Source organism: Pseudomonas sp. FSL W7-0098 (assembly GCF_005930585.1).
Taxonomy (GTDB): domain Bacteria; phylum Pseudomonadota; class Gammaproteobacteria; order Pseudomonadales; family Pseudomonadaceae; genus Aquipseudomonas; species Aquipseudomonas bubulae.
The window spans coordinates 167574-183758 of sequence record NZ_RXHW01000007.1; the positions used below are offsets into that span (position 1 = coordinate 167574).

The 16185-nt window shown below is 59.9% G+C and carries 11 protein-coding genes, 2 tRNA genes and 1 pseudogene; 6 read left to right on the plus strand and 8 right to left on the minus strand.

All coding sequences use genetic code 11. From position 1 onward, the window contains the following. The first annotated feature begins 81 nt into the window (after positions 1-81). From hflK to FHL07_RS24045, 6 genes and pseudogenes are all read left to right on the plus strand, one after another. Entirely contained in the window at positions 82-1263 is a 1182-nt protein-coding gene (hflK, locus tag FHL07_RS14845) for an FtsH protease activity modulator HflK (RefSeq protein WP_095000954.1), read from the plus strand. Then, positions 1263-2141 (plus strand): protease modulator HflC, encoded by an 879-nt coding sequence (hflC, locus tag FHL07_RS14850; protein WP_095000955.1) that lies wholly within the window; start codon positions 1263-1265, stop codon positions 2139-2141. Before hflK ends, hflC begins: the two co-directional genes overlap by 1 nt. A 407-nt stretch (positions 2142-2548) precedes the next feature. Then, entirely contained in the window at positions 2549-3736 is a 1188-nt protein-coding gene (locus FHL07_RS14855) for an ATP phosphoribosyltransferase regulatory subunit (protein ID WP_095000956.1), read from the plus strand. A 54-nt stretch (positions 3737-3790) separates the two neighbouring features. Next, positions 3791-5080, plus strand: coding sequence for an adenylosuccinate synthase (locus FHL07_RS14860; protein WP_016783309.1), 1290 nt, complete (start codon positions 3791-3793; stop codon positions 5078-5080). 1013 nt (positions 5081-6093) lie between these two features. Then, positions 6094-6243: pseudogene (locus FHL07_RS24040) on the plus strand (hypothetical protein); the annotation flags it as partial. A 201-nt stretch (positions 6244-6444) separates the two neighbouring features. Further along, entirely contained in the window at positions 6445-7149 is a 705-nt protein-coding gene (locus tag FHL07_RS24045) for a methyl-accepting chemotaxis protein (RefSeq protein ID WP_370824333.1), read from the plus strand. A gap of 125 nt (positions 7150-7274) precedes the next feature. On the opposite strand, the gene FHL07_RS14870 is transcribed toward FHL07_RS24045, so the two are convergent. From FHL07_RS14870 to FHL07_RS14905, 8 genes are all read right to left on the minus strand, one after another. Beyond that, complete coding sequence (locus tag FHL07_RS14870) at positions 7275-8828, minus strand: ABC transporter permease (RefSeq protein WP_095017680.1); 1554 nt, start codon at positions 8826-8828, stop codon at positions 7275-7277. After that, positions 8828-9853 carry an iron ABC transporter substrate-binding protein gene (locus FHL07_RS14875; protein WP_095000959.1) on the minus strand — a complete coding sequence of 342 codons (1026 nt, stop codon included), beginning with the start codon at positions 9851-9853 and terminating at the stop codon, positions 8828-8830. The genes FHL07_RS14870 and FHL07_RS14875 overlap by 1 nt, the downstream gene beginning before the upstream one ends. A 233-nt stretch (positions 9854-10086) precedes the next feature. Then, positions 10087-11178: a cytochrome-c peroxidase gene (locus FHL07_RS14880; RefSeq protein WP_153327244.1), complete on the minus strand. Its 1092-nt coding sequence runs from the start codon at positions 11176-11178 to the stop codon at positions 10087-10089. Next, positions 11175-13949, minus strand: coding sequence for a TonB-dependent receptor (locus FHL07_RS14885; protein ID WP_238705552.1), 2775 nt, complete (start codon positions 13947-13949; stop codon positions 11175-11177). The genes FHL07_RS14880 and FHL07_RS14885 overlap by 4 nt, the downstream gene beginning before the upstream one ends. A gap of 145 nt (positions 13950-14094) precedes the next feature. Continuing rightward, the gene (locus FHL07_RS14890) at positions 14095-15063 is read right to left on the minus strand and encodes a FecR family protein (protein WP_130872272.1); all 969 of its coding nucleotides are present in this window, start codon (positions 15061-15063) and stop codon (positions 14095-14097) included. Beyond that, the gene (locus tag FHL07_RS14895) at positions 15056-15562 is read right to left on the minus strand and encodes a sigma-70 family RNA polymerase sigma factor (protein ID WP_095017676.1); all 507 of its coding nucleotides are present in this window, start codon (positions 15560-15562) and stop codon (positions 15056-15058) included. Before FHL07_RS14895 ends, FHL07_RS14890 begins: the two co-directional genes overlap by 8 nt. Before the next feature lie 192 nt (positions 15563-15754). Next, positions 15755-15841: transfer RNA gene (locus FHL07_RS14900), tRNA-Leu, on the minus strand. Between the two features lie 174 nt (positions 15842-16015). After that, positions 16016-16102 (minus strand) — tRNA-Leu (locus FHL07_RS14905). Positions 16103-16185 lie beyond the last annotated feature (83 nt).

Sequence of the window (16185 nt, forward strand, 5' to 3'; positions counted from 1 at the left end):
GTCGTGCCGCTGTGATAGGCATTCTGTAGCATTGGTCGGCGCGCCGTGGGCGCGTCTTTGCTTTATCAGATGGAGAGCGCTATGGCTTGGAATGAGCCGGGTGGCAACTCGAACAATCAAGATCCTTGGGGTGGCAAACGCCCTAAAAATGGCGACCGCAAGGGGCCACCAGATCTCGACGAGGCCTTCCGAAAGCTGCAGGAAAGCCTGAATGGGTTGTTCGGTGGTGGGAAAAAACGTACTGGCGGCAGCGGCAGTGAGGGTGGTTCGAATGGCAAGGGCGCCGGCTACGGTCTGCTCGGCATCGGCCTCGTCGTGCTGGCGGCTGCCTGGCTTTACAGCGCCGTGTATGTAGTCGATGAGCAGGAGCAAGCCGTGGTGCTGCGCCTGGGCAAGTACTACGACACCGTTGGGCCGGGCCTGAATATCTACTTCCCGCCGTTCGACAAAAAGTACATGGAGAACGTGACGCGTGAGCGTGCGTACACCAAGCAGGGTCAAATGCTGACTGAAGACGAAAACATCGTCGAAGTGCCGCTGACCGTGCAGTACAAGATCAGCAACCTGCGCGACTTCGTGCTGAATGTTGATCAACCGGAAGTCAGCTTGCAGCAGGCGACCGACAGCGCCTTGCGTCACGTCGTGGGTTCCACGTCGATGGATCAGGTGCTGACCGAAGGCCGTGAGCAAATGGCCGTGGAAATCAAGGAACGCCTGCAGCGTTTCCTCGATACCTACAAGACCGGTATCACCGTGACCCAGGTCAACGTACAGAACGCAGCCGCACCGCGTGAAGTACAGGAAGCCTTCGATGACGTGATCCGTGCCCGAGAAGACGAGCAGCGTGCCCGCAACCAGGCCGAAAGCTATGCCAACGGCGTTGTACCGGAAGCACGTGGTCAGGCCCAGCGCATCATCGAAGATGCCAACGGCTACCGTGATGAAGTGGTTTCCCGCGCCAAGGGTGAGGCTGACCGCTTTACCAAACTGGTTGCCGAGTACCGCAAAAATCCTGAAGTGACCCGCGACCGTCTGTATCTGGACACCATGCAGGAAGTCTTCAGCAACACCAGCAAGGTACTCGTGACCGGTAACAAGAACGGCCAGAGCAACCTGCTTTACTTGCCGTTGGACAAAATGATCGAAGGCCGTAATGGCAGCACCCCGGCAACGGGTTCGGCAGCCGCAGCGAGCAATACTGATTCCGGCTCGCACGTCAGCACGGATCTGCCGCCACAACCGCGCACCAGGGAGAGCCGCTGATGAGCAATAAATCGCTGGTTGCCCTTATTGTTGCTGTTGTCGTGGGGATCGTTGCCTGGAACAGCTTCTACATCGTCTCGCAAACCGAGCGTGCTGTACTGCTGCGCTTTGGCCGTGTGGTCCAGGCTGACGTTCAGCCGGGCCTGCATGTGAAGATTCCTTACGTCAACCAGGTGCGCAAGTTCGACGCCCGCCTGATGACGCTGGACGCGCCGACTCAGCGTTTCCTGACGCTGGAAAAGAAAGCGGTCATGGTTGATGCCTTCGCCAAGTGGCGTGTGAAAGATGCCGAGCGCTTCTACACCGCAACTTCGGGCATGAAACAGATTGCTGACGAACGTCTGTCGCGTCGTCTGGAATCCGGTCTGCGTGACCAGTTCGGCAAGCGCACCCTGCACGAAGTAGTGTCGGGTGAGCGTGATGCGTTGATGGCTGACATCACTGCATCGTTGAACAAAATGGCTGAAAAAGAGCTGGGCATTGAAGTGGTCGACGTTCGCGTCAAGGCCATCGACCTGCCAAAAGAAGTAAACCGCAGCGTTTTCGAACGTATGAGCACCGAACGTGAGCGTGAAGCACGCGAGCATCGGGCCAAGGGTAACGAACTGGCAGAAGGCATTCGTGCTGACGCCGACCGTCAACGTCGTGTTCTGCTGGCTGAAGCTTATCGTCAGTCCGAAGAAGCACGCGGTGATGGCGATGCCCAGGCAGCTTCGATCTACTCCAAGGCTTATGGCCAGGATCAGGAGTTCTACAAGTTCTATCGCAGCCTGCGCGCTTACCGCGAAAGCTTCGCGAGCAAGAACGATGTGCTGGTTCTGGACCCAAGCAGCGATTTCTTCCGCTACCTGGAAAAATCCAAGCCTTCACAGCAGTAAAAGCGCTTCAAGCCTGTGGGAGCAGGCTTGCTCGCGATGCAAGCAACTCGGTCTGTCTGCTAAATCGAGTTGATGCCATCGCGAGCAAGCCCGCTCCCACACTGTTTTCAGAAGGGTTGGCATGTTCATCACAGGCCCTGATTCACTCCGCTTGGCGGTCAAATGGCCTCGCAGGGTGATCCTTTTAGAAAACGGGTGTATGATGCGGCAGCCGGGAAATTCCCGGCTTTTTTGCGTCTGCATGTTTGATTGTCCGAATGGCTGTTACAGCATCGGCAGAATTTTCGAGGAATGTGCGAGCCTGTCGTTCAGGCTTTTTTGCTGTGCGCGTTCAAGACGCAGCCACGTTCTGCTTTACTCAAGGCTCGCCTGCTGGCTGGCCGCCCGGATCACAGGGGAATGGCGTAATGGCAACGGTAGACCGCTGGCTTTTGCCAGATGGCATCGAAGAAGTACTTCCACCTGAAGCTGCCCGCATTGAAGTGGCGCGCCGTCAGGTGTTGGATCTGTTCCAGAGCTGGGGCTATGAGTTCGTCGTGACCCCGCATATCGAATACCTGGAGTCCCTGCTGACAGGGGCTGGCCAGGACCTCGACTTGCGTACCTTCAAGGTGATTGACCCGCAAACGGGTCGCCAGATGGGTTTTCGTGCCGACATCACGCCGCAAGTGGCGCGTATCGATGCGCATACCCTGCGTCGTGAAGGCCCGAGCCGTCTGTGCTACGCCGGCAGCGTGCTGCATGCTCAACCGCGTGCACTGTCATCCTCGCGCAGCCCGATCCAGCTGGGCGCCGAGTTGTATGGCGATGCAAGCCCGAGCAGCGATGTTGAAGTGATCAGCCTGATGCTGGCCATGCTGCAACTGGCCGATGTGCCGGATGTGCACATGGACCTGGGGCATGTTGGTATTTACCGTGGTCTGGCCCGTGCGGCCAACCTGTCGGTTGAAGTGGAACAACAATTGTTCGACGCCCTGCAACGCAAGGCGATCGACGAAGTAACGGCCTTGACCCAAGGCTTGCCGGCCGATTTGGCGGGCATGCTGCAGGCCTTGGTTGGTTTGTGTGGCGGTCACGAAGTTCTGGCTGCTGCGCGCGAGCGTCTGGCCAAGGCTCCGGCTCAAGTGCTGGCAGCTCTGGACGACCTAGTGGCGATTGCCGAAGGGTTGTCTGTGCGTTTCCCGCAGTTGCCGTTGTACTTTGACCTGGGCGAGTTGCGTGGGTATCACTACCACACAGGTGTAGTGTTTGCGGTATTTGTACCGGGCGTTGGGGACTCCATCGCCCAAGGCGGTCGTTATGACGACATTGGTGCTGTTTTCGGGCGTGCCCGGCCGGCAACCGGCTTTTCGACCGATTTGAAAACCCTGGTGACCCTGGGGCGTGCGGAAGTCAAGTTGCCGTCTGGTGGTATCTGGATGCCAGACAGCACCGATGCGGCACTCTGGCAGCAGGTTTGCCAGCTTCGCAGTGAAGGCCAGCGTGTGGTTCAGGCGTTGCCTGGGCAACAGCAGGCTGGTGCCCTGGAGGCAGACTGCGACCGCCAATTGATTCAGCAGAATGGCCTGTGGCAAGTAGTGCCGCTGGTTTCTTGAGTTTTCCTGCCGGCGGCTGCCGGCACCAAGTTTGCGCGAATGAGGACAAGTGTTATGGGTAAGAATGTCGTAGTCCTGGGCACCCAATGGGGTGATGAGGGCAAAGGCAAGATCGTTGATCTGCTGACCGAACATGCTGCCGCTGTAGTGCGTTACCAAGGTGGCCACAACGCTGGCCACACGCTGGTAATCGACGGCGAAAAAACCGTATTGCACCTGATTCCGTCGGGCGTGTTGCGCGAAGGCGTGCAATGCCTGATCGGCAACGGTGTCGTGGTTGCTCCCGACGCCCTGCTGCGTGAAATCATCAAGCTGGAAGAGAAAGGCGTACCGGTGCGCGAGCGCCTGCGTATCAGCCCGTCCTGCCCGCTGATCCTGTCGTTCCACGTGGCGCTGGACCAGGCCCGTGAAAAAGCCCGTGGCGAGCTGAAGATCGGTACGACCGGTCGCGGTATCGGCCCGGCTTACGAAGACAAAGTTGCCCGTCGTGGCCTGCGTGTTGGCGACCTGCTGAACATGCCGCGCTTTGAAGCCAAACTGCGTGAACTGGTGGATTACCACAACTTCATGCTGGTTGGTTACTACAAAGAGCCGGCTATCGACTTCGACAAGACCCTGGCCGAGTGCAAGGAATACGCCGAGCTGCTCAAGCCGTTGATGCTGGACGTGACAGCCGAGCTGCACGACCTGCGTCGCGCTGGCAAGGACATCATGTTCGAAGGCGCCCAGGGTTCGTTGCTGGACATCGACCACGGTACCTATCCGTACGTGACCAGCTCCAACACCACCGCTGGCGGCGTTGCGACCGGTTCGGGCGTTGGCCCGATGTTCCTGGACTACATCCTGGGCATCACCAAGGCTTACACCACTCGGGTAGGTTCGGGCCCGTTCCCGACTGAGCTGTTCGACGACGTTGGCGCTCACCTGGCCAAGCAAGGTCACGAGTTCGGTGCTACCACCGGCCGTGCCCGTCGTTGCGGCTGGTTCGACGCCGTTATCCTGCGTCGCGCTATCGATGTGAACAGCATCTCGGGCATCTGCCTGACCAAGCTGGACGTACTCGACGGTCTGGAAACCATCAACATTTGCGTTGGCTACAAAGACGCAAACGGTGTTGATGTTGCACCGACCGACGCTGACAGCTACGTAGGCCTGCAGCCTGTGTACGAAGAAGTGCCGGGCTGGACTGAATCGACCGTGGGTGCCAAAACCCTGGAAGAGCTGCCAGCCAACGCTCGCGCTTACATCACGCGCGTAGAAGAGCTGATCGGCGCTCCGATCGACATCATTTCGACTGGCCCGGACCGCAACGAGACCATCGTTCTGCGTCACCCGTTCGCTTAAGTCGCTGTTGATGTAAAACAAAAGGCCCTTCGGGGCCTTTTGTCGTTTCTGCCTGTTGTGCGGCACGACCCTTGCTGTGAAAACCGTCAATAAGCGTGCTATCAAAATAATGGCACCTAAGTGGAGGGTTTTCCGTGTCTGCCGTTCTCTCACTGTTACAAAGCCGTCTGCTGCGGCCTGTATTCGTTACCCTAGGTATCGCTCTTTTGGTGCAGGTTTTGGTGGCTGTTGCACTGACACGGAGCACGGTGACGGCGTTGGAGTCTGATCTGGATGCGCGTCTGGGGGCAGACAGCCAAAAGCTCACCGCGGAACTGGAGCAGGCCGGGCGTGAAGTTAAAAGCAGCCTTGACGCGTTGTCTGCCAGCACCCGGCAGCGTTTGACCGCGGGCCTGGAGCCACGCTTGAAAGACGAGCAAATGCAGCTCAGGCAATCGCTGGAGAAGAACCTGAAGGACTCGGCAAACGACATGGCGCAACTGCTGGCAGCTGTAGCGCCGCGTGCCATATGGGATAGCGACGTGCCCACGCTGTCCGATTTCGCCCGACGCGCTCAACGTAATCCTAATGTGTTATTCGTGGTGTACGACGATGCCACGGGGCAGCATCTGACCCGCTATCTCAATCGTGATAACCCGATCAACCAGGCGCTTTTGGCCAAGGGCAATGGCGAGCGGGCGCTGGATAAAGTGCTCGATGCGGCCCGCCATGATCCGTCGGTGTACTACCTCGAAGCCTCTATCAACCCCAATGGGGTCGAGATCGGCAAAGTGCTGATGGGGGTTTCCACCGCCTCGGTTGAGCAGGACCTGGCGGCCCTCGACCAGCGCTTTTCGACGTTGATAGCCAATAGCGGGCAACTGGTCGGCGAAAGCTTGCAAGGTGCTGCCAGCGACAGTTCGGCAGCACTGGGCGCGCGTCTGGAGTCGGCGCAGGCAGCGGCGGCGCAGATGCAGGCCAATACCGCGCAGACCGTGCGCGAGGCGGCGGACACCTTGCGCTGGCGTATTGGCATGGGGTTGGCGATTGTCGGATTTGGTGTGTTGCTGTTACTGGCGGTGGTGCTGGGGCGGCGGGTGGTCAACAAGTTGCTGCTGCTGATTGCCGCGCTGGATGACCTGGCCGCAGGCGAAGGTGATTTGACCAAGCGTGTAGGCCTGAACAGCAAGGATGAAATCGGCGATATGGCGGCGGCGGTTAACCGCTTTGTCGACAAGCTGCAGCCCATCGTGCGTGAGGCGGGTGATGTGGCGCAACGCACCGGGGTGGAGATCGGTGTGATGACCTTGCGCAATGCCGGGGCCGATGCTGCCGCGCAGTTACAGCGCGATGAAGTAGCTCAGAGCCTGCATGCACTGTCGACCATGGCAGATGCAGCCCAGTCGGAAAGCCAGGCGATGCAGGCGGCGCTCCGGCAGGTGGTCGATATTCGTCAGGCTACTGATGAAAACACTCGCACCTCGGCCAAGGTCGGGGGGCTGATCGAGGCGCTGGCCGGACAGGTGGGCGAGGGAGCCAAGGTGATCGAGCGTCTGGCGCAGCAAAGTGAGCAGATCGAAGTAGTGCTGACGGTGATTCACGGCATCGCCGAGCAAACCAATCTGCTGGCTCTGAACGCGGCCATTGAAGCCGCGAGGGCGGGGGAGACTGGGCGTGGTTTTGCTGTGGTAGCCGATGAAGTGCGGGCTCTGGCCAGCAAAACCCAAAGCTCTACCGGTGATATTCAGGCGCATATCGTGGCCTTGCAGCAGGGAGCCAGGGAAGCCGTGGCGGCCATTGGCCTGGCGGGGCGTCAGGCCGATGAGGGCCTGGCGGTGCTGCGCGGCAGCGTGCAGTTGCAAAAGACCATGCAGGTATCGGTCGAGCAGGTGCATAGCGCAATTGGTGATGCGACCAAAGCTGCCGAGCATCAGGCGCAAGGAGCGTATGCGGTGCGTGGGCGAGTGGAAGTGATCCATGCCCAGGCCGAGCGTGCGGCCGAGGCGGTGACCCAGACCACGGCCAGCGGCAAGGTGCTGGACGGGTTGGCGGCGCAGCTCAAGGCGAGTCTTGGGCAGTTCCGGGCGTAGAGAAGCGGGGCTGCCCCTGTGGGAGCGGGCTTGCTCGCGATGCGGGCAGCGCGGTGAATCTGCATGCCCCCGTCGATGCCATCGCGGGCAAGCCCGCTCCCACACGGGGTATGCTGGATCCGCTGTCAGCGGCTCAAATACATCCTGGTGGTGAGCAAGTACACCGGCAGCCCCGACACCAGAATCAACAATGCCGCATAAGGCGCCGCTGCCGCAAACTCGATATTCGAAGTATGCGACCACACTTGTGTTGCCAGGGTGTTCAGCCCGGTCGGACTCAGTAGCAAGGTGGCGGTCAATTCCTTCATCGCATCCAGAAATACCAGGGCAAAGGCCGCCCCCAGCGCGGGGAAGATAATCGGCAGGGTCACCCGGCAAAATGCCGTAAACGAAGTGGCGCCCAGGGTCCGTGCTGCTTCTTCCAGTTGCGGAGCCGCCTTGTTCAGCGCCGTGCGGATGGGTGCCTGTGCCAGTGGCAAAAACAGCAGCGCATAGGCAATCAGCAGCAATGCCGAAGTCTGGTACAGCGCCGGCACATAATGCAGGGCGAAGTAGACCAGCGCCAAGGCAATCACCAGCCCGGGCAGTGCATGTAACAGATATGGCAAACGCTCCGCCCAGATGGCCAGCGGGCCTTTGTAGCGCACCACCAGCAATCCGACCGGCACAGCCAGCACCAGGCACAGCGCCGCACCGCCCAGGGCCAGTGACAGCGACGAGAACAGAGCCTCGCCAATCTCGGCCAGCGGGAATGCTGCCGAGCTGCCCTTGATCAGCCAGTACGCCAGCATGCCCAGCGGGATGCCGCTGCCAATCACCGCCAGCGCCAGGCAATACAGTTGCCCCGGTAGCGACCACTTGCCCAGGTTCACTTGTTCCGCATGCCGTGCAGCGCCCTGGCCGATACGAATATGCCGGCCTTTGCCACGAACCTTAAGTTCCAGCCATAACAGGCTCAGGCACATCACCAGCAGCACCGCAGACAGCATCGCCGCATTGGCATTGCTGAACTCCAGCTCGAACTGCTGATAAATGGCTGTGGTAAAGGTCTGCAGGCCGATGATCGACAGCGCGCCGAATTCCACCAGCATATGCAGGGCAATCAGCAACGAGCCGGCCAGCAGCGAAGGCCAGAGCAGTGGCAGGGTGATCTTGAAAAACACCCCCCAGCGGTTCTGCCCCAGGGTTCGAGCCGACTCTTCAAGGGCTGGGTCGAGGTTGCGCAGGGTCGCCGCCACCGGCAGAAAGATCAGCGGGTACTTGGACAGGCTCATCACCAGAATGGCACCGCCCAGGCCCTCGAAACTGGCGCTGAGCGATACCCAGGTAAAGCTGCTGACAAACGCCGGCACGGCAAATGGCAGGCACAGGATCACGCCCCACAGGCGCCGCCCCGCCAGGTTGCTGCGCTCCAGCAGCCAGGCCAGGCTCAGGCCGACCAGCGCGCAGGTCAGTGTGACGCCGATCATCAGCAGCAAGGTGTTGCGCATCAGGCCAAAGACATAAGGCCGCCACAACAGGTGCAGGGCTTCAGACCACCCGGCTTGCCAGGCCTTTGTGCCGACATACAACAGCGGCAACAGGCTCAGGCCCACCAGTAGCAGTACGGGCAACAACAGCCAGATCGAAGGCTTTTTGCGAGTGGGCGTAAAGCGTGCAGGTTGAGCGGCTGACAACATCAGAGCAGGCCTACATCACGTTCAAGGTCCAGTGCTTCTTCAGCGTTACCCAGGTCGGCAGGCGTCACTTTCGGCGGTTGCAGCTCTTCAAACGGTTTGAGGCCGCGTTCCGAGACCATGCCTTTGCGCATCGGGTATTCAGCGGTGGTGTTGGTGATAACGCGCTGACCTTCTTCACTGGCCATGTAAGCCAGCAGTTGCTGGGCTTCCTTGGGGTGTTTGCTGGCCTTGATCACGCCGGCGCTGGACACGGTGATCAAACCGCCCGCATCACCATCGGTGAAGTAGTGCAGTTTGGAATCCAGCTGGCCTTTTTCGCGTTGCAGGGCAAACCAGTAGTAGTTGTTGACCAGTACTGCGGCGACTTCACCGTTTTCTACGGCTTTGAGTGCCACCATGTTGTTGGTGTAGGTCTTGCCGAACGCACGCAGACCGGTCAGCCATTCTTCGGCGGCATCGCGCCCGTGCAGCTTGATGATTGCTACGGCCTGTTCCTGGAAGGCACCGCTGGTGGGTACAAAGCCGATCTTGCCTTGCCATTGCGGGTCAGCGAAATCCAGAACCGACTTGGGCAACTGGTCTTCGCTGATCTTTTTCGGGTTGAAGGCGACAACGCGGGTACGCGCAGTCACGCCGATCCAGGTGCCATTGGCGGCCACGTACTCTTTGGGCAGCGCTTGCAGGGTGCTGTCATCGGCCTTGGCCAGAAAGCCCTGTTCGCCCAGGCTGTTCAGAGGCGGCGACTCTTCGGCGTAGAACACGTCCGCAGGCGAGCGATCGCCTTCTTCCATGATCTGGCTGGCCAGCTGGTTGCTGCTGCCTTTGCGCACATTGACGTGAATGCCGGTCTTGGCTTCAAAGGCGGCAGCGAGGTTGTCGCCGACCTCTTTGTGCTGGCCGTTGTACAGGGTCAGCGTCACAGGATCGGCAGCGTAGGCGGCGGGAGCAAGCAGGGTCAGGCCAAGTGTTGCGATGGACAAACTGCGCAGTAGAAATGTCGCAAGCTGGGTATTTCGGAGCATCATTCGCTGGTTTCCTCGCTTGGGTACTACAAAACTTGTAACAATAATAAACGATATCGTTTCTCAAGTGCGCTTGACCCAGCGTCCAATTGCACCAGTGCGACGAAATGTGATGCTGCCGGCCTGTTCTGCTTTTGTGGGAGCGGGCTTACCCGCGATGGGTATGCTGCCGTTTTACCGGTACACCGTGTCGCCTGCATCGCGAGCAAGCCCGCTCCCACAAAGTCAGGCGCTGCCTACAGTGTGTCGAGAAAGCTGCGCAAGGCCCGCAGTTCGTCCTTGTCCATGTTCAGCGCCTTGAGCCGGTCGCTGGTGCGTGGGAACAACGGGTCGTTGACCTGTTGCGCGTTGGGGCGCGGGCGGGGCATGCCCATGTTGTAGAACGCCAGCGTGCCTTCCATGTTCACAAACAGGCCGTTGTGCATCCACGGTGCGGTTTTCATCACCAGGCGCAATGACGGCGTACGAAATGCCCCCACGTCTTCTGGTTTGCGCGTTACTTCGTAGCGCCCGAGGTCTTCGTATTTACGCCCGTAGTAACTCAGGCCGACGTTATGAAACTGCTCGTCGCTCAGCGCCGGGCCGAAGTGGCAGTTCATGCAGCGTGCCTTGGTGCGAAACAGATGCAGGCCATAGAGCTGCTCATCGCTCATGCGTTGCGGGCGCCCGCGCAGCAGTTGCTCGAAGGCGGTGTTGCGCGTGGCGCTGACCAGCGTGCGCTGAAAGGTGGCCAGGGCCTGGGCGGTTTGCTGTGGGGTGATCGGGCCTGGCCCGAAAACTTGTGCAAACTCCTCCCGGTAAGCGCTATCGGTATTGAGCCGTTGCAGCAGTTGCGGGATATCAAAGGCCATTTCCACCGGGTCGACGATGGGGTGCATGGCTTGCTGTTCCAGAGTGCCACCGCGCCCGTCCCAGAACAGCGCCGGGCTGTAGCCGCTCATTACCAGGCTGGGGGCATTGCGTCGGCCGCTCTGGCGGTCATGCCCGAACGAGACGCGGCGGCCATCGGCAAAGGCCATATCGGCTTCATGGCACGAAGCGCAGGCGATTTGCCCGGAGCGCGAGAGCTTGGGGTCGTTGAACAGTTTTTTGCCCAACTCGGCCTTGGCTTCGCTGAACGGGTTATCCGGCGGTGCGGGGGCGTGGGCGGGCAGGGCGGCCATTTCCTGCCATTGCACTTCGGCATCTACCTGGGGTGAAGGCCATTGGGCGACGGGCTGGCGGTATTGTTGGGCGATGCAGGTTTTGTAGTCGGCGGCCTGTTCGTCGCAGGCGACTGCGTTCAGGGTCAGGGTGCCGAGGGTCAGGCCGAGGAATAGGGTCTTCAAAATTTATACCCCACTTCCAGCATGAACTGGCGGCCGACTTCATAGTTGAGTACGCCGTTGGTGTCGGTGGAGCTGACGATGGTCTTGTCCAGCAGGTTGCTGACGTCGAGATTGACGAAAACGGCCTGATCCTTGGCGGTGGGCATCTCCCAGGCAACACGGGTGTCCCAGGTCAGTGCCCCGGAGAACGGGGTTTCTTCCCAGACATAGACACTGCTGCCTTCGTGCTCGACCTTTTTGTTGGTGGAGGCAATGCGCCGGTAGCCGTCGCGGTAACGCAGGAAGTTGGTCCAGGTCAGGTGCAGGGGCTCGACTTCGGTCACGGTGGTCAGGCGCGCGGTCCAGGGGCGGTTGTAGTTGCTGGCGGGCATGTCGGAATACTTCATGAACTTGCCGTCGTACTGGATCGTCGGGTCTTCTACGTAGATAGCGCCGATGCTGGCGCTGTAGCTGGACAACCCGGTGTTGTTGATCTTGCTCCAGTCCATCGCAAACTGCGCAGTGGTGCGGGTGCTGCCCAGATTGAAGGGTTGCAGGGGGGTGATGCTCAGGGTGTAGATGTCGGCGTCGCTTTTGCCGCCGTTGTAGTAGGTGTAGTAGTTGGCAGCCAGGGTCGAGGTGTCTTCGGACGGTTCGCCGATTTGCGCGCCCCAGGCGCGGCTGATCTGGTCGCGCCCCTTACGGTTGACGTACTTGACGGCGAACTCGGTGTTCCACTGCACGTGGCTCAGGCCCAGGGTCAGTTCGTCGTCGTAAGGCACTTTGAGCTGGTTGAATTTGCTGTCATTGGCGATGTGCTTGCTCAGCTCCCAGTCAGACGTCTGCGTCTTGCGGGTGTATTCGGTGCTCATCGAGGCAATACCGTCGCGCAGGCGATAGGCGTAAAGGTTGCGTCCGTAGTAACGGTTGGCGCCGGCAGTGAGGCGGGTCTTGCCATCGCCAAACACGTCCAGCTCGGTGGCCAGGCGCGGGGCGAAGGTGATCTGATTCATATAGTTGTCGCCGTCCACCCGGATGCCGGGCCTGACGGTGAGGCGCTTGTAGTGCATTTCGTCTTGCAGATACAGCGCCCATGAACGCGTGTCGAAGGCAATTTTGCCCTGGGTAACGGTCATCTTGTTCGCATACTGGCCAGGCCAGCCATTGATTGTTGGCGCCATTGAGCACAGCGGGTCATTGCCGGTGCATGACGTGGCCTTGTCCACCGCATAGCTGCTGTAGGGTGTGCCGCGCTCATAGCTGGCCGAGTTCTGCGACAGCTCCAGGCCAGTTTGCAGCGAATGATCCACACCCAGCCATTTGAAGCTGTTCCAGTCGGCCTTGAGTTTGTAGGCCAGGGTTTTTTGGGTTTCTTCGATATCGCCAAAACCGCCTTCGGTGGCGAATGCCGAGGTGCTCCAGTCGCGACTGGCCGAAGTTCGCCAGAGGATCATGTAGTCGCGGTCGGAATAGCGTGAGGTATTCAGCTCGCTCCAGCTCAGGTTCTGCTCAACCCGGGCCAGGGGCGCGTTCCACACCAGGCGCGTACTGATACTGTCGCCACCGGCATCCATATCGCGGCCGGACACCAGCGAGTTGGGGCCGTAGGTGCGGGCGGTTTCCGGCGCGTGGGTCAGGGTGGTATCGAGCTTCCAGTCTTCGTTGATCTGCCAGGTGGCCTTGAGGAAGTAGTTGTCGATGCGCCGCGATTGTTCTTCGGTCTCCATTGCCGTTTCGGTCTGGTTGGCCACGGAAAACAGGCGGGTCGGCATGGTGGATTCTTTACGCGAGAAGGTGCCCAGCAAGCCGAAGTTGTCGGTCAGGTGGCCTTCGAGGGTGGCGCGGGTGATGACTTTTTCGAAGTCGGGCTGGTAGTTGTTGCCAAAGCCGGCCTTGAAATTTTCCAGGTCCGGGTCGTCTTTGTTCAGGTGATAGCGGGTCCACTCGGAGCGGGTCATTTGTACCGACACCTTGCCGTGCAGTTCCTTGCGGGGGTCGCGGGTATTGGCTTCGACTACACCGCCATTGAAGCCGCCAAATTCTACCGGCACGTTACTGTCGTAGACCTTGATGTTTTCCAGCAGGTCGGTGTCCAGCGCCAGGCCCTGGCTGCGCCCCGGTATCTCATCGAAGTCGTCGTTGCTGTTGCCCGGGTCCAGGTCGTTGTTCATGCTCATGCCGTCAACGATAAACAGGTTCTGCCAGGGCCGTGCGCCGTTGATGCTGATATCGGCGGGGGCGATTTCCCCCGGGTTTTTGCTGCTCAACTGGCTGTTGTCGAACTGCACGTTGGGGTTGGTGCGCAGCAGGCTGGTGATATCACCGTTGCCCGAGGGCAGGTCCTCGATCATCTGCCGGTCGATCACCTGTTCGCCCTGGAACACCGGCTCCATCGCCGTGATGGGGGGGCTTTTGATTTGCAGCACATCGCTTTGGGCGGGCGGCAGGATTGAGGCGCTGTCAGACGAGGTCACTTCCCATAGCATGCCCGTGCCGCGCAACAGGTGGGCCAGGGCTTTTTCGGGGCTGGTGCTGGCATCGACTGGCGAGCTGGTCAGGCCGTTGAGCACGGTGCTTTCCGCGCTGACCTGCCAACCTGACTGCTGGGAAAACGCAATCAGGGCGCTGGCCAAAGGCTGGGCCGGGATCTGGAAGTGCAGTTGTTGACGGCTGATTGGCGTGTCGGCTGCCGGGCTGGCAGCGATGGCCAGTGCGGGCAGGCCGAGCAACAGGGCCAGGGACAACGATCGATAGCGAGCAACACTGACACAACGCAAACGCGAAGAAGGCATGAGGTGACCTACGAAATGAAACGCCATAGTCACTAATGCGAATCTTTATCAGTGACGTTCGTAGGTAAAGACTCCCGGGCCTTCAGGATTTCCAGAAATAAGTGAAAATAGTTTCGTTAGCGCAAGCCCGCGCCCGCAGGGAGGCTCAGGGCTTGGTCGAGACGATCAGGGTGTAGGGCACGCTGTCCTGCAGGCGTCCGCCCAATGGGGCAATGGCGGTTTGCAGTGCGCGTTTGGGGTCGCGCAGGTTCAGGGCTGCGGTGATGCGTCGTTGCCCCAGCGCCTTGTCCGTCAGCAGAATCAGGCCCGGCTGATAGCGGCGCAACTGTGTGATCACGTCATCGATCGATTGATCGACCGCCACCAGCTGCCAGCGACGCCAGGGCGCGATTTGCTCCTGGGGCAATTGCACGATGCGCGTGCGCTGGCCGTTTGCAGTGAAGTGCAGTTGGTCGCCATGGCCCAGCAGGTGCGTGGCCGAAACCGATGCTTGCGGCGTTTGTACCGCAACCGTGCCGCTCTCGACGCTGACGTCGACGCCGTTGTCGTCCAGGTTGACCGCAAACGCGGTGCCGGTCACCCGAACCCGCACGTCACCGGCGTTGACGTAGAAGGCGCGGTTGGCATCGTGGGTCACCGAGAAAAAGGCCTGGCCACGCAATAGCGTGACTTCTCGCTGATCGGGGTTGAACTGCACATCGGCAAGCGTATTGCTGTCGAGAAGCATCTGGCTGCCATCGCTGAGCGCCACTGTGCGGTGTTCGCCGGTGGGGCTGCGGTGGTCGGCTTGCATCGCCTGCCAGTCGGGGCCCCACATCAGCAGGGCGCTGGCGGCCACGGCGGCGCCGACCAGTGCGCGTTTGCGCCGGCTCAGGCGCTGGGGTGGGCGTGCCATCGGCGGGGCCGGTGCTGTTGTCGCCGGCAGGGTGAGCGCCTCGCCGCTCAGGCTCCAGACCTTGAGCGCCTTGCGATAAGCCGCGTCGTGCTCAGGGGCGCTGGCGCGCCAGTGGTTCAGGCGTTCGGTCAGTTCGGAGTCGTGAGGGTTCTCCTGGATCAGCAGCAGCCAGTCCAGTGCGGTTTCCCAGATCGGGTTCGGGGGCGGTTTTTCAGTCATCACTCAGTTGTTCCGCGCAGTAGGTCAGGGCGTCGCGGACCAATTGGTGGGCCAGGCTCACGGATATGCCAAGTTGCGTGCCGATTTGCTGAAACGTCAGGCCTTGCAGGCGATGCAATACGAATGCCTGGCGCGTGCGCTCCGGCAGGCGGGACAAAGCATGTTGCAATTTGCGCAATTCGTCCACATGCAAGGCTTGCTGCTCGGGCGAAGGCGCGTTGGAAATGTGTTCGTCCAATGATTCGCTATGGGTGGTGTGGCGGTTTTCCAGGGTTGCCCGGCGATTGAGGTCAAAGGCCAGGTTGCGCACGATACGGTAAAGATAGCCCACCGGTTGTGTCAGCGGGGCGAGGTTGTCCGCGCCCTGGCTGAAGCGCAGCCAGGCGTCTTGAACCACATCTTCTGCCTTGGCCCGGCAGCCCACGATGGGGGCGGCATAGTCGACCAGGGCGATACGATGCGTCAGGTAAAGCTGGAGCCTGTCATTGGTGTCGGGCACGGGTATCCAGGAGGATGAGCCAGGGATCTGAAGTTGGCCGGATATTAATGCGGATGAGATAGATTATCAAATACGACCTTTAGGCCGCAGATAAAAGGTATCGAAGAGGGCAGGAAGGAATCCCGGAAACTAAAAAGCCCGCTTTCGCGGGCTTTTTGAGTGGTTACACAGGGTGAACCTGTAAACCTGAATTGGTGCCCAGAAGAAGACTCGAACTTCCACGACCTTGCGGTCACCAGCACCTGAAGCTGGCGTGTCTACCAATTTCACCATCTGGGCAGTATCAGCAACGTTGCCGCTGTTGATGTGGCGCATAATACGTAGAGCTTTTCGATCTGTAAACCCCTGTTTTAATTTTATTAAATCAGGGGCTTAGCTGACCCGGAATGCAAAAACCCGCTTTCGCGGGTTTTTGTGTGAGGCTGAAGAGTGTACTACTCTGCAATCTCGAATTGGTGCCCAGAAGAAGACTCGAACTTCCACGACCTTGCGATCACCAGCACCTGAAGCTGGCGTGTCTACCAATTTCACCATCTGGGCAGTATCTTCAACGCTGTTGCCGTTGTTGATGGCGCGCATCTTACGGACGAACCTTTGACCTGTAAAGCGTTGTGTTTAAAAAT

Excerpts from the sequence above, each read along its gene's own strand:
- FHL07_RS14875 (WP_095000959.1), bottom strand. The coding sequence starts at position 9,853 with ATGATGCTCCGAAATACCCAGCTTGCGACATTTCTACTGCGCAGTTTG.
- FHL07_RS14890 (WP_130872272.1), bottom strand. The coding sequence starts at position 15,063 with ATGACTGAAAAACCGCCCCCGAACCCGATCTGGGAAACCGCACTGGAC.
- hflC (WP_095000955.1), top strand. The coding sequence starts at position 1,263 with ATGAGCAATAAATCGCTGGTTGCCCTTATTGTTGCTGTTGTCGTGGGG.
- FHL07_RS14860 (WP_016783309.1), top strand. The coding sequence starts at position 3,791 with ATGGGTAAGAATGTCGTAGTCCTGGGCACCCAATGGGGTGATGAGGGC.
- FHL07_RS14855 (WP_095000956.1), top strand. The coding sequence starts at position 2,549 with ATGGCAACGGTAGACCGCTGGCTTTTGCCAGATGGCATCGAAGAAGTA.
- FHL07_RS14885 (WP_238705552.1), bottom strand. The coding sequence starts at position 13,949 with ATGCCTTCTTCGCGTTTGCGTTGTGTCAGTGTTGCTCGCTATCGATCG.
- hflK (WP_095000954.1), top strand. The coding sequence starts at position 82 with ATGGCTTGGAATGAGCCGGGTGGCAACTCGAACAATCAAGATCCTTGG.
- FHL07_RS24045 (WP_370824333.1), top strand. The coding sequence starts at position 6,445 with ATGGCAGATGCAGCCCAGTCGGAAAGCCAGGCGATGCAGGCGGCGCTC.
- FHL07_RS14870 (WP_095017680.1), bottom strand. The coding sequence starts at position 8,828 with ATGTTGTCAGCCGCTCAACCTGCACGCTTTACGCCCACTCGCAAAAAG.